The sequence below is a fragment of the Fontibacillus panacisegetis genome (genome assembly GCF_900102215.1).
GTDB lineage: Bacteria > Bacillota > Bacilli > Paenibacillales > Paenibacillaceae > Fontibacillus > Fontibacillus panacisegetis.
Genome location: NZ_FNBG01000027.1, coordinates 30,323 through 47,448 on the forward strand (window position 1 = coordinate 30,323; position 17,126 = coordinate 47,448).

Annotated in this window: 14 protein-coding genes; all 14 read left to right on the top strand. The window is 44.7% G+C overall.

Annotation, left to right across the window (positions count from 1 at the left end):
• The first annotated feature begins 168 nt into the window (after positions 1–168).
• The 14 genes from rpoB to rpsS all read left to right on the top strand — a co-directional run bounded on the left by rpoB (position 169) and on the right by rpsS (position 17,097).
• Positions 169–3,714, top strand: coding sequence for a DNA-directed RNA polymerase subunit beta (gene rpoB, locus BLS49_RS18940; RefSeq protein WP_091234461.1), 3,546 nt, complete (start codon positions 169–171; stop codon positions 3,712–3,714).
• An 81-nt stretch (positions 3,715–3,795) separates the two neighbouring features.
• On the top strand, positions 3,796–7,410 hold the full coding sequence (rpoC, locus tag BLS49_RS18945; protein ID WP_091234465.1) for a DNA-directed RNA polymerase subunit beta': 3,615 nt from the start codon (positions 3,796–3,798) through the stop codon (positions 7,408–7,410).
• A 376-nt stretch (positions 7,411–7,786) separates the two neighbouring features.
• Positions 7,787–8,713 carry an alpha/beta hydrolase gene (locus tag BLS49_RS18950; protein WP_091234471.1) on the top strand — a complete coding sequence of 309 codons (927 nt, stop codon included), beginning with the start codon at positions 7,787–7,789 and terminating at the stop codon, positions 8,711–8,713.
• Positions 8,714–8,936: 223 nt separating this feature from the next.
• On the top strand, positions 8,937–9,188 hold the full coding sequence (locus BLS49_RS18955; RefSeq protein WP_091234476.1) for a ribosomal L7Ae/L30e/S12e/Gadd45 family protein: 252 nt from the start codon (positions 8,937–8,939) through the stop codon (positions 9,186–9,188).
• Positions 9,189–9,330: 142 nt separating this feature from the next.
• Positions 9,331–9,753 carry a 30S ribosomal protein S12 gene (gene rpsL, locus BLS49_RS18960; RefSeq protein ID WP_091234479.1) on the top strand — a complete coding sequence of 141 codons (423 nt, stop codon included), beginning with the start codon at positions 9,331–9,333 and terminating at the stop codon, positions 9,751–9,753.
• A gap of 71 nt (positions 9,754–9,824) precedes the next feature.
• Positions 9,825–10,295: a 30S ribosomal protein S7 gene (gene rpsG, locus BLS49_RS18965; RefSeq protein WP_091234482.1), complete on the top strand. Its 471-nt coding sequence runs from the start codon at positions 9,825–9,827 to the stop codon at positions 10,293–10,295.
• Positions 10,296–10,342: 47 nt separating this feature from the next.
• Positions 10,343–12,421, top strand: a complete 2,079-nt coding sequence (gene fusA / locus BLS49_RS18970) for an elongation factor G (RefSeq protein ID WP_091234486.1) — start codon at positions 10,343–10,345, stop codon at positions 12,419–12,421.
• Between the two features lie 105 nt (positions 12,422–12,526).
• Positions 12,527–13,717 carry an elongation factor Tu gene (tuf, locus tag BLS49_RS18975; RefSeq protein WP_091234489.1) on the top strand — a complete coding sequence of 397 codons (1,191 nt, stop codon included), beginning with the start codon at positions 12,527–12,529 and terminating at the stop codon, positions 13,715–13,717.
• Between the two features lie 251 nt (positions 13,718–13,968).
• Complete coding sequence (gene rpsJ / locus BLS49_RS18980; protein ID WP_017692074.1) at positions 13,969–14,277, top strand: 30S ribosomal protein S10; 309 nt, start codon at positions 13,969–13,971, stop codon at positions 14,275–14,277.
• Between the two features lie 44 nt (positions 14,278–14,321).
• Positions 14,322–14,945, top strand: a complete 624-nt coding sequence (gene rplC / locus BLS49_RS18985; RefSeq protein ID WP_091234493.1) for a 50S ribosomal protein L3 — start codon at positions 14,322–14,324, stop codon at positions 14,943–14,945.
• 26 nt (positions 14,946–14,971) lie between these two features.
• Positions 14,972–15,595, top strand: a complete 624-nt coding sequence (gene rplD / locus BLS49_RS18990; RefSeq protein ID WP_091234496.1) for a 50S ribosomal protein L4 — start codon at positions 14,972–14,974, stop codon at positions 15,593–15,595.
• On the top strand, positions 15,595–15,885 hold the full coding sequence (gene rplW / locus BLS49_RS18995) for a 50S ribosomal protein L23 (protein WP_091234499.1): 291 nt from the start codon (positions 15,595–15,597) through the stop codon (positions 15,883–15,885). The genes rplD and rplW overlap by 1 nt, the downstream gene beginning before the upstream one ends.
• Before the next feature lie 26 nt (positions 15,886–15,911).
• On the top strand, positions 15,912–16,742 hold the full coding sequence (gene rplB / locus BLS49_RS19000) for a 50S ribosomal protein L2 (protein WP_091234502.1): 831 nt from the start codon (positions 15,912–15,914) through the stop codon (positions 16,740–16,742).
• A 76-nt stretch (positions 16,743–16,818) separates the two neighbouring features.
• Positions 16,819–17,097 carry a 30S ribosomal protein S19 gene (rpsS, locus tag BLS49_RS19005; protein WP_091234505.1) on the top strand — a complete coding sequence of 93 codons (279 nt, stop codon included), beginning with the start codon at positions 16,819–16,821 and terminating at the stop codon, positions 17,095–17,097.
• The last annotated feature ends 29 nt before the right edge of the window (positions 17,098–17,126 follow it).

The window sequence follows — 17,126 nt, forward strand, 5'->3', positions numbered from 1 at the left end:
ACATCAGGGCAGAAATGACACAGATAATGGTGCTCTTTTTTCGAAAGATTTCGATAAGGGCTTTTCTTTATTTGTGGATCAATCCGTAGTTCATGAACCTATTATAAGGGTACAAACACGGGTTCGCAATGTATTTTTAAGTGAGTAGACATGAGGGGTGAGTTTAAGTTGGCAGGACATCTTGTTCAATATGGTCGACGCACTCGGCGAAGTTATGCACGGATTAACGAGGTACTCGAAATTCCGAACCTGATCGAAATCCAACAGAAATCTTACGAGTGGTTCTTAGAGGAAGGTCTTCGGGAAATGTTCCAGGATATCTCTCCAATTCAGGATTTCACTGGTAATTTGGTGTTGGAGTTTATCGATTACAGCCTTGGCGAACCGAAGTATACGGTAGATGATGCGAAAGAGCGTGACGTTACGTACGCGGCTCCGCTTCGGGTAAAAGTCCGGCTCATTAATAAGGAAACCGGCGAAGTCAAAGAGCAGGAAGTATTTATGGGAGATTTCCCTCTAATGACAGAAACTGGCACATTTATTATTAATGGTGCGGAACGGGTAATTGTCAGCCAGTTGGTTCGCTCTCCTAGCGTCTATTTCAACACAAAAGTGGATAAGAACGGTAAGAAAACTTATACAGCTACGGTAATTCCGAACCGCGGTGCGTGGCTGGAGCTGGAGACGGATGCTAAGGATATCGTCTATGTTCGTATTGACCGTACCCGTAAAATCCCGGTTACTGTGTTGCTTCGTGCACTTGGTTTCGGTACAGATGCTGAGATCTTAGATTTGCTCGGAAACGATGAATATATTCGTAATACACTGGATAAAGACAACACAGATTCAACAGAGAAAGCTCTGATTGAAATCTACGAACGTCTTCGTCCGGGTGAACCGCCAACTCTTGATAATGCTAAGAGCTTGCTGGTTGCCCGTTTCTTCGATCCAAAACGTTATGATCTGGCTAATGTTGGTCGCTATAAAATCAACAAAAAGCTGCATATCAAGAACCGTCTGTTCAATCAACGGCTGGCAGAATCACTGATCGATACATCGACGGGTGAAATCATTGCTGAAGCTGGGAAAATGGTTGACCGTCGTTTGCTTGATGAGATTATTACGAACTTGGAAAATGGCGTAGGTTTTAAGACCTATCATGTAGCAAACGGTGTGCTTGATGCTGAAGATGTACCGCTTCAAACGATCGATGTATTTTCGCCGATTGAAGACGGTAAAGTAGTAAAAGTCATCGCGAACTGCAACATTGACAAGTCTGTAAAACACATTACTCCTGCTGATATTATTTCTTCTATCAGTTACTTCCTGAACCTGCTGCACGGAATCGGCAGCACAGACGATATCGACCATCTGGGTAACCGTAGACTTCGCTCTGTGGGCGAATTGTTACAGAACCAGTTCCGTATCGGTCTGTCACGGATGGAACGCGTTGTTCGTGAAAGAATGTCAATTCAGGATGCCAATGTAATTACGCCACAAGCGTTGATTAACATTCGACCTGTTATTGCTTCGATTAAAGAGTTCTTCGGTAGTTCACAATTGTCGCAATTTATGGACCAAACGAACCCGCTTGCAGAGCTTACACATAAACGCCGTCTGTCAGCACTCGGACCTGGTGGTTTGACTCGGGAGCGCGCAGGCTTTGAAGTACGTGACGTTCACCCTTCCCACTATGGTCGTATGTGTCCTATCGAGACACCGGAAGGTCCAAACATCGGCTTGATTAACTCTCTGTCCACATTTGCTCGTATTAACGAATATGGCTTTATCGAAGCTCCATATCGTTGGGTAGATCCAAAGACAGGTAAGGTTACTAATCAAATCGCATATTTGACTGCAGATGAAGAAGATAACTACATTATTGCTCAGGCGAACGCTGTTCTGAATGAGGACAGTACGTTTAAAGATGAGAATGTTATCGTTCGTTACAACAAACAGTCCGATAATATCTTGACGATGCCAAGTGAACGCGTTGACTATATGGACGTATCTCCTAAACAGGTAGTATCCGTTGCAACGGCGCTCATTCCGTTCTTGGAGAACGATGACTCCAACCGTGCGCTAATGGGATCGAACATGCAACGTCAGGCGGTTCCTCTCCTTATTCCTAAAGCTCCATTAGTCGGAACAGGGATGGAACATAAATCTGCAAAAGATTCCGGCGTTTGTATTGTGTCCAAATTTGACGGAATCATTGAACGCTCTGCGGCTAACGAAATTTGGCTGCGTCGTGTTGAAACTATCGATGGCAAGGAAGTTAAAGGCGACCTTGTTAAACATAAATTACACAAATTTATGCGTTCGAACCAAGGGACTTGTATAAATCAACGTCCAATTGTTAAACGCGGAGATGTTATTAAGAAAGGTGATATCCTTGCGGACGGGCCGTCTACTGAAATGGGAGAATTGGCTCTTGGGCGTAACGTAGTCGTAGCCTTCATGACTTGGGAAGGTTATAACTATGAGGATGCGATCTTGCTTAGTGAAAAATTGGTGAAAGAAGATGTATACACCTCGATTCATATTGAGGAGTACGAATCTGAAGCCCGTGATACGAAGCTTGGACCTGAAGAAATTACACGCGATATTCCAAACGTTGGGGAAGAGGCGCTCCGCAATCTTGACGAGCGTGGTATTATCCGCGTTGGTGCTGAAATCGGTGCTGGTGATATTCTCGTTGGTAAAGTAACGCCAAAAGGCGTAACTGAACTTACAGCAGAAGAACGCTTGCTGCATGCAATCTTTGGTGAGAAAGCACGTGAAGTACGTGATACCTCATTGCGTGTACCACATGGTACCGACGGTATTGTCGTTGATGTGAAGGTGTTCACTCGTGAAAACGGAGATGAATTGCCTCCAGGTGTTAATCAGCTCGTTCGTGTATATATTGCTCAAAAACGTAAAATCTCTGAAGGCGATAAGATGGCCGGACGTCACGGTAACAAAGGGGTCGTGGCACGTATTTTGCCAGAAGAGGATATGCCGTTCTTGCCGGATGGTACACCAGTACAAGTCGTGCTCAACCCACTCGGGGTTCCGTCACGGATGAATATTGGTCAGGTTCTCGAAATCCATCTAGGTATGGCTGCACTTCGTCTAGGTATTCATGTTGCTACACCGGTATTTGATGGGGCAAATGAATACGACGTATTCGATACGATGGAAGAAGCAGGCATGCAGCGCAATGGTAAGACTGTGCTTTATGATGGCCGTACCGGTGAACGTTTCGAACGTGAAATTACGGTTGGTGTCATGCACATGATCAAACTGGCGCACATGGTTGATGATAAAATCCATGCCCGTTCGACTGGACCATACTCTCTCGTTACGCAACAGCCGCTGGGTGGTAAAGCTCAGTTTGGTGGACAACGTTTCGGGGAGATGGAAGTTTGGGCGCTTGAAGCATACGGCGCCGCTTATACACTGCAAGAAATTTTGACAGTCAAATCAGATGATGTAGTCGGACGTGTTAAAACCTACGAATCCATCGTCAAGGGTGAAAATGTACCGGAACCTGGTGTGCCTGAATCGTTCAAGGTATTGATCAAAGAGCTTCAAAGTTTGGGTATGGATGTTAAGATCCTTACTGAAAACGAAGAAGAGATCGAGATGAAGGAAAGTGACGATGAAGATGATGCGTCAGGAGATAAGCTGAGCCTGAATTTGGAAGGTTCGGAAGTCGGAGTAGAATAGACATCACTGGCGGCCTGCCGCCTTGTGATGATGATAACCGGAATTTGTCAATATCAGGACTTGGTTAAGGAGGGATGCTCCTTGTTGGACGTCAACAACTTCGAGTTTATGAAAATTGGGCTTGCTTCCCCAGATAAAATTCGTTCTTGGTCCCGCGGAGAAGTAAAGAAACCAGAAACGATCAACTACCGTACATTAAAACCAGAAAAGGAAGGGCTGTTCTGCGAGAAAATTTTTGGCCCGACCAAAGACTGGGAATGTCATTGCGGTAAATATAAACGTGTTCGTTACAAAGGCGTTGTCTGCGATCGCTGCGGCGTTGAAGTAACTAGAGCAAAGGTTCGTCGCGAGCGGATGGGTCATATTGAACTCGCCGCTCCGGTATCCCACATTTGGTATTTCAAAGGGATTCCTAGCCGTATGGGCCTTGCGCTTGATATGTCTCCTCGTTCGTTGGAAGAGATTATCTATTTTGCATCTTATGTTGTTACAGATCCAGGTGAAACTCCGCTTGAGAAAAAGCAACTATTGTCCGAAAAAGAATACCGTAGCTATCGTGAAAAATATGGCTACGGATTCCAAGCCGGCATGGGTGCTGAAGCGGTCAAAAAATTGCTGCAGGATCTCGACATCGAGAAAGAACTGGAATTTCTGAAGGAAGAATTGCGCACAGCACAAGGCCAACGCCGTAACCGTGCTATCAAACGCCTGGAAGTTATTGAAGCATTCCGTAACTCTGGTAATGAGCCAGAGTGGATGATTCTCGACGTACTTCCAGTTATTCCACCGGAACTTCGTCCGATGGTACAACTTGATGGCGGACGTTTTGCAACGTCTGACCTCAATGATCTGTATCGTCGTGTAATTAACCGTAACAATCGCTTGAAACGTCTGCTTGATCTTGGTGCACCGGATATCATCGTGCAAAATGAAAAACGGATGCTTCAAGAAGCGGTAGATGCATTGATTGATAACGGTCGTCGTGGCCGTCCAGTTACTGGACCAGGCAACCGTCCTCTTAAATCTCTCAGCCATATGCTGAAAGGTAAACAAGGTCGTTTCCGTCAAAACTTGCTCGGTAAACGGGTTGACTATTCTGGTCGTTCCGTTATCGTCGTAGGTCCTTATCTGAAGATGTATCAATGCGGCTTGCCAAAAGAAATGGCTCTTGAGCTATTTAAGCCGTTCGTAATGAAAGAGCTGGTTAACAAAGGATTGGCTCATAACATTAAGAGTGCAAAACGAAAAGTTGAGCGCGTAAGTCCAGAAGTATGGGACGTTCTTGAAGAAGTAATTAAAGAGCATCCAGTTCTTCTGAACCGTGCACCTACGCTTCACCGTCTCGGTATTCAAGCGTTTGAACCAATTCTTGTAGAAGGACGCGCTATTCGTCTTCACCCACTCGTATGTACGGCTTATAATGCCGACTTTGACGGTGACCAAATGGCTGTTCACGTACCATTGTCTGCAGAAGCTCAGGCCGAAGCTCGCATTCTGATGCTGGCATCCGGTAACATCCTGAACCCTAAAGATGGTAAACCAGTCGTAACTCCTTCTCAGGATATGGTCCTTGGTTCTTACTATCTGACTATGGATAATAAGGAAGACAAAGGATCAGGCATGATTCTTGGTTCGATTAATGAAGCGGTATCTGCATATCAACGTGGTACAGCTTCGTTGCATGCGCGTGTAGCGATTCCAGCGAAAGCTTTAGGCAAAACAGGCTTTACAGCTGAACAACAAGAAGCATTGCTTGTTACAACAGTGGGTAAAATTATCTTTAATGAAATTTTCCCATCTAGCTTCCCATACATTAACGAAGCGACCCGTGCTAATCTTTTCCAAGGTACACCTGATCATTACTTTATTAATGAAAAAGGTGCCAATGTACTTGAACGTATGATGGCAGTACCTTTAATGAGTGGTGTGGGTAAGGAGTATCTTGGCGAAATCATCGGCCGTTGCTTTGAAATCTATCACACGACAGAAACTTCTATGATTCTTGACCGCATCAAACAAACTGGTTTTACGTACTCAACTCGTGCCGGTGTAAGTATTGCGGTGTCGGACGTTATCGTTCCGGAAGAGAAACAAGAAATTTTGCGTGAGTCAGATGAAAAGGTTCAAGTTATTACAAATCAATATCGTCGTGGTCTTATTACAAACGAAGAGCGTTACGACCGTGTTATCGACATTTGGTCTAAAACCAAGGATCAAATTACAGATGTCCTCATGAAATCGATGGATCGCTTTAATTCCATCATGCTCATGGTTGATTCCAAGGCGCGCGGTAACAAATCGCAGATTACACAGCTCGGTGGTATGCGTGGTCTGATGGCAAACCCGTCAGGTCGTATTATCGAACTCCCGATCAAATCGAACTTCCGTGAAGGTTTGACAGTCCTCGAGTACTTCCTGTCGACTCACGGTGCCCGGAAAGGTCTGGCGGATACAGCGCTTCGGACTGCTGACTCGGGTTACTTGACTCGTCGTCTCGTAGACGTTGCACAGGACGTGATTGTTCGTGAAGAGGATTGTGGTACAGATAAAGGCTTTACTGTCGGTGTTATCCAAGACGGTAAAGAGGTTATCGAAGGATTGTATGATCGGATTGAAGGACGTTATGCCTTTGAAACGGTTAAACATCCGAAGACTGGTGAAATTATCATTCACCGTAATGAACTGATCGATTCCGACAAAGCACATGAAATCGTGGATGCTGGTGTCGCAAAATTACAAATTCGTTCCGTGCTCAGCTGCCGTGCTCGTCATGGTGTGTGTAAGAAATGTTACGGTCGCAACCTTGCAACAGGTAAATTTGTTGAAATAGGGGAAGCTGTTGGTATCATTGCTGCACAATCCATCGGTGAACCGGGAACACAGCTCACCATGCGTACGTTCCATACCGGGGGCGTTGCGGGTGACGATATCACTCAAGGTTTGCCGCGTATTCAAGAGCTCTTCGAGGCTCGGAATCCTAAAGGTCAAGCCACAATCAGTGAAATTGACGGTGTTGTAAAAGAAATTCGCGAAGCTAAGGACCGTCGTGAAATCGAAGTCCAAGGTGAAGCTGAAACTAAAGTATATTCCGTTACTTATGGTTCCCGTCTGCGCGTAAGCGAAGGACAGGAAATTGAAGCAGGTGACGAACTTACCGATGGTTCCATTGACCCGAAAGAAATATTACGCATCAAAGGTATCCGTGGCGTACAGAACTATATCCTTCAGGAAGTTCAACGCGTATATCGTAACCAAGGTGTAGAAATTAACGATAAGCACATTGAGGTTATGATCAAACAGATGCTGCGTAAAATCAGGATCGTTGATGCTGGCGATACTACTTTGCTCCCTGGATCTTTCTGCGACTTGCACGAATATGAAAGAGCAAATAAAGAAGCAATCTTGTCCGGTAATGAGCCCGCTGTTGCTAAACCTGTTTTGCTTGGTATTACCAAAGCATCTTTGGAGACAGATTCGTTCTTGTCTGCAGCATCCTTCCAGGAAACAACACGTGTTCTTACCGATGCTGCTATCAAAGGTAAAGTGGATAAACTTCTCGGCCTGAAAGAGAACGTGATTATCGGTAAACTTATACCGGCTGGTACGGGGATGAACCGTTACCGCAGCGTTCAATTCGAAGAGCCTGAGCAAGACGAGACTACTGAGGAAAACTTGGAACCTGTATCTGTTGAATAAGTGAGATAGTATGACGTCGATGCAGCACCGATAACATTCGGGGCAGCATCGGCGTTTTTTTATTAATGATGATTTGGAATTTCAAACGAATTTGTTCAACAAGCTCATCATCGTGGTGTATTTATCGAATGCGATCCAGCAGTTATGGCTCTTCACCTTTATTCTCCTTTGTTTATGATGTTGTATATGGTAGATTTTGAGCCTATGACGGTATCCTTGAGTTACGGGGAAATGACATATGTGGATCTAGCGAAGCAAAGGAATGCCGATCGACGCTGAAATCGTAAATCCGGATATGGCGAGAAATTATGAGCATTATCCGTACGAACCCGTAAACGCGCGAAATTTAAACGCCTTATACAGGAGGACGTATCAAATGAGCTACGCTAAGAACCGTGAGTGGGAAAAAATTCAGGAATATCTTCCTATTAAGAACCGAATGAAGGTCGATATGGAACCGCAGGAATATTTTATTTCCATTCAGAATACTGAAGTTCATATTGATCACTATAAAGTGGACAGGCCCAGGGGCAGAGTCATTATGTTTCATGGAGTAGGAGGCAACGGGCGATTGCTTTCCTTTATGGCTATTCCTCTTATGAAGTGTGGTTTTGAGGTGATTTGCCCCGATTTGCCACTCTATGGATATACGAAATATCGGGGTATTGTGACCTACGATATGTGGGTGAGCTGCGGAGTGGAAATCGTGAATTACTTCCGGCGGGAGAAGCGGGATACATTCCTGTTAGGTTTAAGTGCAGGCGGAATGCTAGCTTATCAGATTGCAGCACTGTGTCCCGAAATTACCGGTGTTATGGCTACTTGCATTCTTGACCAGCGTAACAGGATTATCACGAAGCAGACGGCTGTAAATCCTGTTATGGCTGTTGTTGGAAACGCAATCCTTTCCATGACGCATAGGGTAATCGGCTCGTGGAAAATTCCTATGAAAATGATCGCCAATATGAAAGCAATCACGAATAATCAGGATTTGGCAGACATCCTAATGAAGGATACAAGATCTTCCGGTACAAAAGTATCTTTGGCTTTTGTTTATTCTATGCTGAATCCTCTTCTGGAAACAGAACCTGAGAATTTCACGAAGTGCCCGTTTCTGTTAGTGCATCCGGAAGACGACCGCTGGACTGATGTTGAGCTGAGCCGATTGTTTTTCGATCGCCTGGCCTGCGAAAAGGAACTGCAAATATTAGAGGGAGCGGGGCATTTCCCGATTGAGTCGAAGGGATTGGAGCAGATGCAGAGGTATTGCGTTGCATTTATGGAAAAGTGTCTTACTGAATAGTACTATCAAAAATGAAATGAGGTGACTGCTTGTCGAAATCTCTGCATGATATGACCAATGGAGAGCTATGGGAGTTATTCCCTATAGAGCTTAGCGGGCATACATAATGTCAGATTACCTGAAAAACTCATACATAATAATTCGCTTGACACTGCCTATGTGGAGTGATACTATATCATAGTGCGTGAGTAAGAAGACTACCTGTGCTTTGGAGGACGATAACATGTCTGAACATAAAGAACTACAGGACGCTCATGTCAAAATCGGCACCAAGCAAACTGTGAGAATGGTAGAGCAAGGACTCGCCGAGGAAGTATATGTAGCTGAAAATGCAGATCCACGTCTTACATCCAGAATCATCGCATTATGCAACCAGCATTCTGTCAAGGTTACCTTGGTACACACGATGGTCGATCTCGGCAAAGCGTGTGGTATTGATGTCGGAGCGGCGATGGCAGTGATTGTAAAACCATAGTAAATAGAAATGTTTTTGCACAGAGGGTCTAACTCTCGGGCAAGAACTTTTCATTTGTTCTTTTATGAACCGCCTGGGTCTGTGGGCTTAATCAAAAGGTTTGTAAAGATATTTGAATCCTAAGGAAGGGGGTGGCAACAACATGCCAACAATTAACCAATTAGTCCGTAAAGGACGTCAAGACAAAGTGTACAAATCCAAATCGCCAGCACTTCAAAGAGGTTTTAACGCTCTGAAACGTGAGGCTACGGATATCAGTTCTCCACAAAAACGTGGGGTGTGTACTCGTGTAGGTACTATGACTCCTAAGAAACCGAACTCCGCACTTCGTAAATATGCCCGTGTTCGTTTGACGAACCGCGTAGAGGTGACGGCTTACATTCCAGGTATCGGTCATAACCTGCAAGAGCACAGCGTTGTATTGATTCGTGGCGGCCGGGTCAAAGACCTTCCGGGTGTGCGTTATCATATCGTACGCGGAGCTTTGGACACAGCTGGAGTAAACAATCGTATGCAAGCTCGTTCCAAATATGGCGCAAAACGTCCAAAAGCTAAGAAATCTTAATTTGATTTCTAACTGGAAGACGACTTTATAACGACGAATAGGTTGTTATTAATACTGAAAGGGGGATTCACATGCCACGCAAAGGTCCAGTTACAAAAAGAGACGTATTGCCAGATCCGGTGTATAATAGCAAACTTGTTACTCGCTTGATCAACCGCATTATGCTCGACGGTAAACGCGGTGTTGCACAAAGTATTTTGTACAATGCGTTTAACCTTATCCAAGAACGTACAGGCAATGATCCAATGGAAGTGTTCGAAGCAGCAATAAAAAACATCATGCCAGTTCTGGAAGTTAAAGCTCGTCGTGTAGGTGGTGCTAACTACCAAGTGCCTATCGAGGTTAAACCAGAAAGACGTACTTCCCTTGGATTACGTTGGCTCGTAAACTACTCTCGCAACCGCGGAGAGAAGACTATGGAAGAACGTTTGGCTGCAGAAATTATTGATGCGTCCAACAACACGGGTGCTTCCGTTAAGAAACGTGAAGATACACATAAAATGGCTGAAGCGAACAAAGCGTTTGCTCACTACCGCTGGTAGGATTCAGTCCATCCTAATAAATTTATATTTTGAAGGGAGACAAATTCATGGCAAGAGAGTTCTCCTTGAAAAATACACGTAATATCGGGATCATGGCGCATATTGACGCCGGTAAAACTACCACGACGGAACGTATCTTGTTCTACACAGGCATTACGCACAAAATCGGTGAAGTTCACGAAGGTGCGGCAACAATGGACTGGATGGAACAAGAGCAAGAGCGCGGAATTACGATTACGTCCGCTGCGACAACCGCTCAATGGAAAGGTCACCGCGTAAATATCATCGATACCCCGGGACACGTTGACTTCACAGTAGAAGTTGAACGTTCCCTGCGTGTATTGGACGGGGCAGTAGGCGTGTTCAGTGCGAAGGAAGGCGTAGAGCCTCAGTCTGAAACTGTATGGAGACAGGCTGACAAATATAGCGTTCCTCGTATTGCTTATGTCAACAAAATGGATATCATCGGTGCTGACTATCTTAACGTAGTTAAAGATATGCGCGCCCGTTTGCAAGCAAATGCAGTTGCAATTCAGTTGCCAATCGGTGCAGAGAATGATTTTGTCGGTATTATCGACATCATCACTCAAAAGGCTTACATGTACAAAGATGATTTGGGCCAAAACATCGAAGAAGTTGAAATTCCTGCTGATTATGCGGCACAAGTTGAAGAGCTTCGTGCAGAGCTGATCGAGAAGGTTGCTGAACTTGACGAAGATTTGACTATGAAATACCTTGAAGGTGAAGAAATCACTGTTGAGGAATTGAAAGCAGCTCTTCGTAAAGGTGTAGTAGAAGTTAAAATCTTCCCTGTTGTGTGCGGATCATCTTATCGTAACAAAGGTATCCAGCTTATGCTGGATGCAGTTATTGATTTCTTGCCAGCGCCAATCGACGTACCAAGTATCAAAGGACATTTGGACGACGGTAGCGAAGTGGAACGTCATTCTTCTGATGAAGAGCCGTTCTCAGCGCTTGCATTTAAAATCATGACAGACCCTTACGTTGGTAAACTTACGTTCTTCCGTGTATACTCCGGTATTTTGCAATCCGGTTCGTATGTACTGAATGCAACGAAGAATAAACGCGAACGTATCGGACGTATCCTGCAAATGCATGCTAACAGTCGTAAAGAGATCACTGAAGTTTACTCCGGTGATATCGCAGCAGCTGTTGGTTTGAAAGATACAGGTACAGGTGATACACTGTGTGATGAGAAGGCTCCAGTAATTTTGGAATCAATGAACTTCCCTGATCCGGTTATCGAAATCGCTGTAGAACCTAAAACTAAAGCTGACCAAGATAAGATGGGTGTTGCTCTTGGTAAATTGACTGAGGAAGATCCTACTCTTCGTGCTCACACTGATGAAGAAACTGGTCAAACAATCCTTGCTGGTATGGGTGAGCTTCACCTTGATATCATCATCGATCGTATGCGCCGTGAATTCAAAGTTGAGACTAACGTAGGTAAACCTCAAGTTGCTTACCGCGAAACATTCAAAACTCCAGCTCGCGTTGAAGGTAAATTCGTTCGCCAATCCGGTGGTCGTGGTCAATACGGTCACGTATGGGTTGAGTTCGAACCGCTTGAAGCAGGTACAGGTAACCAGTTCGAAAGTAAAATCGTTGGTGGTTCCGTACCAAGAGAATACATCGCTCCTGCACAACAAGGTATTGAAGAAGCTATGAAGAATGGTGTCTTGGCAGGCTTCCCGCTTGTAGACGTTAAAGCCACAATCGTAGACGGTTCATACCATGATGTTGACTCCAGTGAAATGGCGTTTAAAATTGCAGGTTCCATGGCTTTGAAAGCAGCTAAAGACAAATGTGGAGCTGTTCTCCTCGAACCTATCATGAAAGTTGAAGTTACGGTTCCTGAAGAGTACATGGGTGATGTAATGGGTATGCTGAACTCCCGTCGTGGCCGTATCGAAGGTATGGACGCTCGCGGTGGTGCTCAAATTATCCGTGCTAAAGTACCTCTCTCCGAAATGTTCGGTTACTCGACAACACTTCGTTCCGGTACGCAAGGACGCGGCGTGTTCTCAATGGAACTTTCTCACTATGAAGAAGTTCCAAGAAACATCGCTGAAGAAATCGTATCCAAGAACAAAGGCGGAGAATAATTATTGTATCTACTAACTGGGGAATCTTAACAGGCTTTTTGTCTGCGGGATTTCCCTGGTTAGTCCAACATAACAATCCATATATTTAAGGAGGAAATGTTTAAAATGGCAAAGGCTAAATATGAACGTACTAAACCGCATGTTAATATCGGAACAATCGGTCACGTTGACCATGGTAAAACTACTTTGACTGCAGCAATCACAACTGTATTGTCCAAAACTTATGGCGGTGCTGCTGTAGCATTCGACCAAATTGATAAAGCTCCAGAAGAACGCGAACGCGGTATCACAATCTCAACTGCACACGTTGAGTATGAAACTAACAACCGTCACTATGCACACGTTGACTGCCCAGGTCACGCCGACTATGTTAAAAACATGATCACTGGTGCAGCACAAATGGACGGAGCGATCTTGGTTGTATCCGCAGCTGACGGTCCAATGCCACAAACTCGTGAGCATATCCTTTTGTCCCGTAACGTAGGTGTTCCTTACATCGTAGTATTCTTGAACAAATGTGATATGGTTGAAGACGAAGAGCTTCTTGAACTTGTTGAAATGGAAGTTCGTGACCTCTTGAACGAATATGAATTCCCTGGTGATGACACTCCAATCACTCGTGGTTCTGCTCGTGAAGCTTTGCAAAACCCAGAAGGCGAATGGGCTAAGAAAATCGTTGAAATGTTCGAAACAATCGACACTTACATTCCGCTTCCAGAACGTCCAGTTGACAAACCATTCCTTATGCCTGTCGAGGACGTATTCTCCATCACAGGCCGTGGTACAGTTGCTACAGGTCGTGTAGAGCGTGGTACTGTTAAAGTTGGCGATGAAATCGAAATCGTTGGTATCCAAGAAGAAACTAAGAAATCCGTCGTTACTGGTGTAGAAATGTTCCGTAAATTGCTTGATTCCGCTCAAGCGGGCGACAACATCGGCGCATTGCTTCGCGGTGTAGACCGTAACCAAATCGAACGTGGTCAAGTACTTGCTAAACCAGGTTCAGTTAATCCGCACACTGAGTTTTCTGCTCAAGTATACGTATTGACTAAAGAAGAAGGCGGACGTCATAAACCTTTCTTCACTGGCTACCGTCCACAATTCTATTTCCGTACAACTGACGTAACAGGTATCATCAACCTGCCAGAAGGTACTGAAATGGTTATGCCTGGTGACAACATCGAAGTTACAGTACAACTGATTTCTCCAATCGCGATCGAAGAAGGAACTCGCTTCTCCATCCGTGAAGGTGGACGTACAGTAGGTTCAGGTGCAGTTGTTAACATCAGTAAATAATTAGGTTTTACTGCCTGATTACAGAGCTGTTCTAGTCATTAGACTGGGGCAGCTCTTTTTATTTTTAAAATACATAAAGTAATTGTTGCAATTAGTCTATCTTTTCTATATAATAATGAATGTTGTTCTGTGACGTTGCGATGATGTGAGAGGTTACTGACACACCCGGCCCCTTTGCCATGGAGCAGTGGTCAGAAAATTTTCACGGAGTATGTCCGATACCAAATTGGGCGATAGAAGGAGGGACTAAAATGGCAAAGCAAAAAATTCGTATTCGTTTGAAAGCTTATGACCACAGAATTCTTGATCAATCCGCAGAGAAAATCGTTGAAACGGCAAAACGTTCTGGTGCTGGTGTATCCGGGCCAATTCCGCTGCCAACTGAAAAACAAATTATTACTATTCTCCGTGCGGTACACAAGTACAAGGATTCCCGGGAACAATTCGAACAACGGACGCACAAGCGTCTGATCGACATTGTTAATCCGACTCCACAAACTGTGGATGCCTTGATGCGCTTGGACCTGCCGTCCGGTGTAGATATCGAAATCAAATTGTAATATCCATTAAGTAATGGAATCAGGAAAGGAAAAGAGGTGTCAACATGAAAGGTATCTTAGGAAAAAAACTTGGAATGACTCAAGTGTTTACTCCGGAAGGGAATGTTATTCCTGTAACGGTTATTGAGGCAAGTGCCAATGTTGTTCTTCAAAAGAAAGATGTAGAGAATGACGGTTATGAAGCGATTCAAATCGGTTATGCCGATAAAAAGGAATCCAGATCTAACAAGCCTGAAGCAGGTCATGCTAAGAAGGCAAATACAACGCCTAAGCGCTACGTTCGTGAAATTCGCAATGTTGATTTGGCAGGATATGAAGTTGGCCAAGAGGTCAAGGTTGATATCTTCGCTGAGGGCGAATTTGTTGACGTAACAGGTATTTCGAAGGGTAAAGGGTTCCAGGGTGTTATCAAACGCTGGGGACAAAGCCGCGGCCCAATGGCGCACGGTTCCCGTTATCATCGTAGACCAGGTTCCATGGGTTCCATTCAAGCGAACCGCGTTCCTAAAGGCAAACGCCTGCCAGGACACATGGGTAGTGAAACAGTAACTATTCAAAACCTTGAAGTGATCAAAGTGGATGCAGAACGTAACGTAATCCTCGTTAAAGGTTCGATCCCAGGTCCTAAGAACAGTTTTGTAAAAGTGAAACAAACTATTAAGAAATAATTGATTGAAGAAAGGAGGAACAAGAAATGCCAAAAGTAGCACTTTTTAATGTTAGCGGTAGCCAAGTAGGCGAAGTAGAGTTGAACGATGCAGTATTCGGTATTGAGCCGAACACTCATGTGCTTCATGAAGCAGTTGTTATGCAACGTGCATCCCTTCGTTTTGGTACCCATAAAGTAAAAGGACGCTCCGAAGTTCGCGGCGGTGGCCGTAAACCTTGGAAACAAAAAGGAACAGGACGCGCTCGTCAAGGTTCCATTCGCTCCCCGCAATGGGTTGGCGGTGGTATCGTGTTCGGACCAACTCCGCGCAGCTATTCCTATAAATTGCCGAAGAAAGTTCGTCGTTTGGCGATTAAATCGGCTTTGTCTGCGAAAGTAATTGATCAAGACATTATCGTGCTTGATGCACTTACTTTGAATGCACCAAAAACTAAAGAGTTTGCAGCGATTTTGAACAACCTGAAAGTGGAACGTAAAGCATTGATTGTAGCACCTAGCTATGACGATAATGTAGCTCTTTCTGCTCGTAATATTCCAGGTGTTAAATTCGTAGCAGCTGACGGCATTAATGTTCTTGATGTGCTTACGTACGACAAGCTGATCATTACGAAAGAAGCAGTTCAGAAGGTAGAGGAGGTGCTCGCGTAATGAAAGATCCTCGTGATATTATTAAGCGCCCGGTGATTACGGAACGTACGGCTGGATACATGGATGGCATGAAATATGTGTTTGAAGTGGACATTCGTGCTAACAAGACCGAAATCAAACAAGCTGTAGAAGCGATCTTTAATGTGAAAGTGAGCAATGTAAATACCTTGCGCGTTCCTGCAAAACCAAAACGTTATGGCCGTCATTTCGGATACAGATCCGAATGGAAAAAAGCGTTCGTAACATTGGCTGAAGGCAGCAAACCGCTCGAGTTTTTTGAATCGGTATAAATCGTTGAAGTAAGGAGGGAAATCTAGTGCCAATTAAAAAGTACAAACCGACATCACCTGCTAGACGTGGTATGTCCGTGTCAACTTTTGAAGAAATCACAACGAATCAGCCTGAGAAATCATTGCTTGCACCACTGAGCAAAACGGCTGGACGTAACAACCAAGGTAAAATTACAGTTCGTCATCATGGCGGCGGACACAAACGTAAATACCGTATCATCGACTTCAAACGGAACAAAGATGGAATTCCAGGCCGCGTTGCTACGATTGAGTACGACCCGAACCGGACTTCTAACATCGCTTTGATTCATTATGCAGACGGTGAAAAACGCTACATTATCGCTCCGAAAGGGCTTAAAGTTGGCGACGTAATCGAATCTGGAGTAGGATCCGACATCAAAATCGGTAACGCTCTTCCACTGGAAAACATTCCGGTAGGTACAGTTATCCACAACATTGAGTTGAAACCTGGTAAAGGTGGACAACTCGTTCGTGCAGCTGGTACTGAAGCTCAATTGCTTGGTAAAGAAGAAAAATACGTAACAGTTCGCCTTTCATCTGGTGAAGTTCGTAAGATTCTTAAAGTTTGCCGCGCTACAATTGGTTCTGTAGGTAACGGTGATCACGAACTTGTGAAAATCGGTAAAGCTGGCCGTAATCGCTGGCTCGGACAACGTCCAGAGGTTCGCGGTGTAGTTATGAACCCTAACGATCACCCTCACGGTGGTGGTGAAGGTCGCGCTCCTATCGGTCGTAAATCTCCATTGTCTCCTTGGGGCAAACCGACCCTTGGTTACAAAACGCGTAAAAAAGGCAAGGCATCTGATAAATATATCGTTCGCCGCCGCACGAAGTAATCCGCCTTTTGCGGATCGCTTCGCGGCTGTGGATAAAAGATGGAAACGAGCAGCGTAACGAAGGGAGGATATCTTAATGGGTCGCAGTCTGAAAAAAGGGCCATTTATTGATGGTTACCTGTTGAAGAAAGTGGAAGAAGTGAGCGCTTCGAACAAGAAAGTTGTTATCAAAACTTGGTCACGTCGTTCTACGATTTTCCCGCAATTCATTGGTCATACGTTCGGAGTTTATGATGGCCGTAAACATGTGCCAGTATATGTTACTGAGGATATGGTAGGACATAAGCTGGGCGAATTTGCTCCAACCCGTACCTACAAAGGTCATACGGACGACGATAAGAAAACGAGACGTTAATTAATAAGTTCTTCGTTTGAGAGGAGGTA

Excerpts from the sequence above, each read along its gene's own strand:
- BLS49_RS18950 (WP_091234471.1), top strand. The coding sequence starts at position 7,787 with ATGAGCTACGCTAAGAACCGTGAGTGGGAAAAAATTCAGGAATATCTT.
- rpsJ (WP_017692074.1), top strand. The coding sequence starts at position 13,969 with ATGGCAAAGCAAAAAATTCGTATTCGTTTGAAAGCTTATGACCACAGA.
- BLS49_RS18955 (WP_091234476.1), top strand. The coding sequence starts at position 8,937 with ATGTCTGAACATAAAGAACTACAGGACGCTCATGTCAAAATCGGCACC.
- rplC (WP_091234493.1), top strand. The coding sequence starts at position 14,322 with ATGAAAGGTATCTTAGGAAAAAAACTTGGAATGACTCAAGTGTTTACT.
- rpsG (WP_091234482.1), top strand. The coding sequence starts at position 9,825 with ATGCCACGCAAAGGTCCAGTTACAAAAAGAGACGTATTGCCAGATCCG.
- rpsS (WP_091234505.1), top strand. The coding sequence starts at position 16,819 with ATGGGTCGCAGTCTGAAAAAAGGGCCATTTATTGATGGTTACCTGTTG.
- rplD (WP_091234496.1), top strand. The coding sequence starts at position 14,972 with ATGCCAAAAGTAGCACTTTTTAATGTTAGCGGTAGCCAAGTAGGCGAA.
- tuf (WP_091234489.1), top strand. The coding sequence starts at position 12,527 with ATGGCAAAGGCTAAATATGAACGTACTAAACCGCATGTTAATATCGGA.
- fusA (WP_091234486.1), top strand. The coding sequence starts at position 10,343 with ATGGCAAGAGAGTTCTCCTTGAAAAATACACGTAATATCGGGATCATG.
- rplW (WP_091234499.1), top strand. The coding sequence starts at position 15,595 with ATGAAAGATCCTCGTGATATTATTAAGCGCCCGGTGATTACGGAACGT.
- rpsL (WP_091234479.1), top strand. The coding sequence starts at position 9,331 with ATGCCAACAATTAACCAATTAGTCCGTAAAGGACGTCAAGACAAAGTG.